This is a genomic window from Pseudomonas sp. AC463 (assembly GCF_979253585.1).
This window is the reverse complement of the sequence record NZ_CEEDDZ010000286.1, coordinates 1-341: the sequence shown is the minus strand read 5'-3', so window position 1 is coordinate 341 and position 341 is coordinate 1. Positions and strand designations below refer to the sequence as shown.

Annotated in this window: 1 protein-coding gene; it reads left to right on the top strand. The window is 68.6% G+C overall.

Annotated elements, in window-relative coordinates:
- Positions 1-341: transglycosylase domain-containing protein (locus tag AC0IYH_RS30180; RefSeq protein WP_471837796.1), on the top strand; the 341-nt coding region annotated here is incomplete at both ends.

The following is a 341-nucleotide window of genomic DNA, read 5'->3' as shown; positions in this document are numbered from 1 at the left end:
GAGGCTTGGCTGACCAAGGACGAGATCCTGTCGCGATACCTCTCGAACGTGTATTTCGGCGACAATGTCTACGGCATCACCGCCGCATCGAAGCATTATTTCGGCCGTACGCCGCAGGCGCTGAACATCGGTCAGGCGGCGATGCTCGCGGGCCTCGTCAAGGCGCCCTCGCGCCTTGCCCCGACCGTGAATCTGACGGGCGCCCGCGCCCGAGAGATGGTCGTGGTCGGCGCGATGGAAGACGCGGGCTTGCTGACGCACGCGCAGGCGCAGGCGGTGCAGCCGCCGCGCGTGCTGCCGCGGCAGGGGGGGGCGCTGCCCAGCGGTACCTGTTTCGCCGA